This window comes from Streptomyces hydrogenans, assembly GCF_014656075.1.
GTDB lineage: Bacteria > Actinomycetota > Actinomycetes > Streptomycetales > Streptomycetaceae > Streptomyces > Streptomyces hydrogenans.
Window position 1 is genome coordinate 1 of the sequence record NZ_BNBS01000257.1, and the last position, 3,825, is coordinate 3,825.

Here is a 3,825-nt window from a genome sequence, read left to right on the forward strand (position 1 = left end):
GGGGGCGGCGGTCGCCGAGCCCGGGGCCGCCGGGCGCGGCGGCGGCCGGGGCGGGCGCCGCCAGCTCGTAGGCGAGGTCGTAGGCGTGCGTGACGTCGTCCGTGCCGACCGTCGGCCACTCCTCGGCGGCGGACGGGCCCGGGGCGGGGGCGGCGGCCACCGGAGCCGGGGCGACCCCGCGGCAGGCGTCGCACCGGCTCGTGTGCGCGGCCAGGTGGTCGCGCCACCCGGCGCCGGGGCGCCCGTCCCACCCGGCGGTCAGCTCCTGGAGGCCGGGGCAGCGCGGCCGGCGCCCGAGGGCGGCGCCGACGGACCGGGCCGCCTCGACGCGCGTGCGGACCGTCTCCATGCGCAGCGCGGTCTCCTCCGGCGTCCACTGGAGCGCGGCGGTCGTCTCGTGGCGGAGGAGCCACCCCTCGCCCTCCAGCGACCCGAGCGACGCGAGGACGGCGTCCTGCGTGTCCAGCCATCCGCCGGTCCCGTCGGGGCCGGCGGCGGCGTGGGCGAGGGTGGTGTCGACGGCCAGGGCGAGGAGCCAGGGCCGGAACGCCTCCGGGTACGGCAGGGTGTGGAGGGAGCCGTGGGCGCGGCGCAGGGTGTCGCGGACGACGGCCTCGACGGCGCCGGCGGGACGGGTGTCGAGGGCGCGGGACACCAGGGCGTGGAGGAGCGGCCGGTGGGCGCCGAGGACCTGGTCGCACGCCCAGGGGTCCCCGTACTGCGCCGCCCGTATCCACTCGGTCATCTGATCCGCTTCGCTCGTCCGCTGCACGCCGTCCGTCCTTCTCTCGCCCGTTCCCGGAGTTTCCTGCGCCTGGGAGAGCCTCGGCCGTGGACGGCGATAACGGAAAGAGGGAAAGCGGAATCCGTGACGTGGGTCACAGGAGGGGCCGGAGGCGGAGCCGCGCCACCGCGCCGCCTCCTAGGCTGGCCCGCATGGACGGTGATCACGGGGACGAGCGGTTGGCGGAGCGGCTGCGGGCGCTGACGGGCGGACGGTTCCCGGTCGCCGCGGCGGTGGTCGGTCCCGGGGGCGCGACGACGGCCTCGGTGGGGGCCGCGCCCGGCGCCGACTACGAGATCGGGTCGGTGTCGAAGGGCGTGACCGGGCTGCTGTACGCGGACGCGCTGGCGCGCGGCGAGGTGACGGCGGGGACGGCGCTCGGGGAGCTGCTGCCGCTGGCCGACGTGCCGGCCGGCGGGGTGACGCTCGGGGCGCTGGCCACGCATCGCTCGGGGCTGCCGAGGGTGCCGGCGTCGGCGGAGCCGTGGCGGCGGACCTTCGCGCTGTGGCGGCACGGCACCAATCCGTACGGCGAGGACGTGGCCGCACTGCTCGACCAGGCGCGGGCGGTACGACCGGGCTCCCCGAAGCCCCGCTACTCCAACCTCGGCTTCGAGCTGCTGGGGCACGCGCTGGCGGCGGCGGCCGGGACGTCGTACGAGGAGCTGGTCTCCGCCCGCGTCGGCACGCCGCTCGGTCTCGACCGCTTCTACCTTCCGGCGGGGCCGGGCGGTCTGCGGCCGGGGGCGCTGGCGGGGACGACCCGGCGCGGCAGGCCGCGCGAGCCGTGGACGGGCGAGGCGCTGGGTCCCGCGGGCGGCATCCGGGCCGACATCGGCAGCATGGCGCGGTTCACCGCCGCGCTCCTCGACGGTTCGGCGCCGGGGACGGCCGCGCTCGATCCCGTCGTCCCGTTCACGGCGGGAACCCGGATCGGCGCGGCCTGGATCACCCTGCGGGTCAGGAACCTGACGGTCACGATGCACAACGGCGGTACCGGCGGCTTCCGTTCCTGGCTCGGCCTGGACCGGGAGTCCGGCACCGGCGTGGTGGTGCTGGCGGCCGCGAGCGTCTCGGTCGACCGCGCGGGCTTCGCGCTCCTCACGGACGGCCGGTCGCGGAGCTGACGGCCGCCGGCGCCTCGGGCAGGGGACGTGTCCGGGCCGCCCAGCGGGCCGCCGGGCCTGTCGCGGCGGCGGCCAGGGCGAAGACGCCGCCGAGCAGCAGCCAGCCGGCGGGGCCGCCCCCGACGAGGAGGGTCGTGACGACGAGCGGCCCCAGCGTCCGGGCCACCGGGACGCCGGCGCCGTAGAAGCCCTGGTACTGGCCGACGCGGTCGGCGGGCGCCAGGCCGAGGCCGAGCTGCCAGGCACCGGCGGAGTGCCGCATCTCCGCGACGACGAGGAGCACGGAGCCGAGGACGAGGACCGTGACGGCCGTGCCGGCACCGAGTCCGGGGAGCGCTGTCGCCGCGAAGACGGCGCAGGCGGCGAACAGGACGGCGCCCGCGCCGCGTACGGCCCCGGCGGCCGAGTCCAGGTCGGTGACCGAGCGGGCGGCACGGACCTGGAAGAGGGTGACGGCCGTGGTGTTGAGGACGAAGAGCGCCGAGACCGTCCAGCCGGGCGCCGCCGTCCGCTGCGCGATCCACAGCGGCAGGGCGAGGCTCAGGACCGGCATCCGCAGCAGCAGCAGCGCGTTGAGGAGGGCGAGGACCACGTAGGGGCGGTCGCGCAGGACCGCCGTCCCGGAGCCGCCGCGGCCGGGGACGGCCGGGAGCGGCGCGGGGGCGGGGAGCCGGCCGAGCAGCAGGGCGCAGAGCAGGAACCCGCCCGCGTCCAGGGCGAGGACGGCGAGGTACGCGCCGCGGGTGCCGGCGTACAGGGCGAGGCCGCCGAGGGCCGCGCCGACGGCGAGCCCGGCGTTCAGGACGGCCTGGAGGCGGGCGAGGACGGCGGTGCGGGCCTCCGGCGCGACCAGTCCGGCGAGCAGGGCCTGCCGGGCGGCGGCGAGGCCGCTCTGCGCGGAGGCGTACAGGGTGGCGGCGGCGAGGAAGGCCGGGAAGGAGTCGATGAGGAGGAAGGCGGCGACCGCCGCCGCCGTGACGAGGGCGAGGAGCACGGAGGTGCCGCGCGGCCCGCGCCGGTCGGCGAGCGTCCCGAGCGCCACCCCGGCCGTCGAACCCACCGCCCAGGCGACGGCGAGCCCCGCGCCGACCTGCCCGGCGGAGAGCCCGACGACGCCGGTGAAGTACAGCGCGGAGGTCACGTAGAAGGCCCCGTCGCCGACGGAGTTGCAGAGCTGGGCGAGGAGCAGGGTGCGGGGGGCTGCGGGGCGGGCCGGGAAGGTCGACGCCGGGGGGTTGGTCGTCGGGGAGGTGGCCGCCGGGGGGTTGGTCGTCGCAGAGGTGGCCGTCGGGGTGGTGTCCGCCGGGGAGGGGTTCGCCATGGACACGACCGTACGGTCGGGTGGCCCGCTCTCCTTGGTCCATTGACGGCCCGTCGGAGTGGGCCACTCGGGCCTCCCGCTCAGCCTCCGTACATGCCCCGGCACAGCTCCGCCGCGCCCATCGGGGCGTCGATCCGCTGCGCCTCGCGGCACAGGCTCCGCATCTCGGGGACCTGCCCGGTCGCCGGGCGCGGTGCGGGAGTGCGGGCCGTGGAGGGGGCGGGAGGAGTGGTGCGGGCGCGGGGACGCGGGGTCCCGCCGGCCGGTCGGGGCCGCGGGCCGTGGGTTTCCGGCGCGGGGCCGCCCGGGGCGCGTCCGCCGGACGCGCGGCCGGGTGACGGATCCGCCGCGCCGCCCCCCGGCACCCCCTGTCCGGCCGTCCCGGCGGCGGGGAGGGCGTCCGCCCGGGACCGTGCCGGAGGAGCCCCTGACCGGCTCTCCCCCGCTCCCTCCGCCGGCTCCGCCTCGGCCAGTTCCTCGCGGGGCTCGGCCTGCGCCGGCGGCTCCGGCTCGGTCGGCAGGGCCGAGGGGGGCCGCTGGGCGGCGGGCGCGAGGGCGCCCGGCGCCGCCGACGGGGTGCGCGGGGCGGGCGC

3 protein-coding genes and 1 pseudogene are annotated in these 3,825 nt (G+C 79.0%); 1 reads left to right on the forward strand and 3 read right to left on the reverse strand.

Annotated elements, in window-relative coordinates; all coding sequences use genetic code 11:
• On the reverse strand, window positions 1-772 hold a 772-nt coding region (locus tag IE321_RS42970; RefSeq protein WP_373316670.1), incomplete at its 3' end, for an RNA polymerase sigma factor.
• A gap of 164 nt (window positions 773-936) precedes the next feature.
• On the opposite strand from IE321_RS42970, the gene IE321_RS41065 reads away from it, so the two are divergent.
• Window positions 937-1,911, forward strand: a complete 975-nt coding sequence (locus IE321_RS41065; RefSeq protein ID WP_190226719.1) for a serine hydrolase domain-containing protein — start codon at window positions 937-939, stop codon at window positions 1,909-1,911.
• Here the strand turns inward: IE321_RS41065 and IE321_RS41070 are convergent.
• Together IE321_RS41070 and IE321_RS42685 are read right to left on the reverse strand one after the other, a co-directional pair.
• The gene (locus tag IE321_RS41070; RefSeq protein WP_190226720.1) at window positions 1,886-3,232 is read right to left on the reverse strand and encodes an MFS transporter; all 1,347 of its coding nucleotides are present in this window, start codon (window positions 3,230-3,232) and stop codon (window positions 1,886-1,888) included. The two genes, IE321_RS41065 and IE321_RS41070, sit on opposite strands and share 26 nt — an antisense overlap.
• An 80-nt stretch (window positions 3,233-3,312) precedes the next feature.
• A pseudogene (locus IE321_RS42685) lies at window positions 3,313-3,825 on the reverse strand (hypothetical protein); the annotation flags it as partial.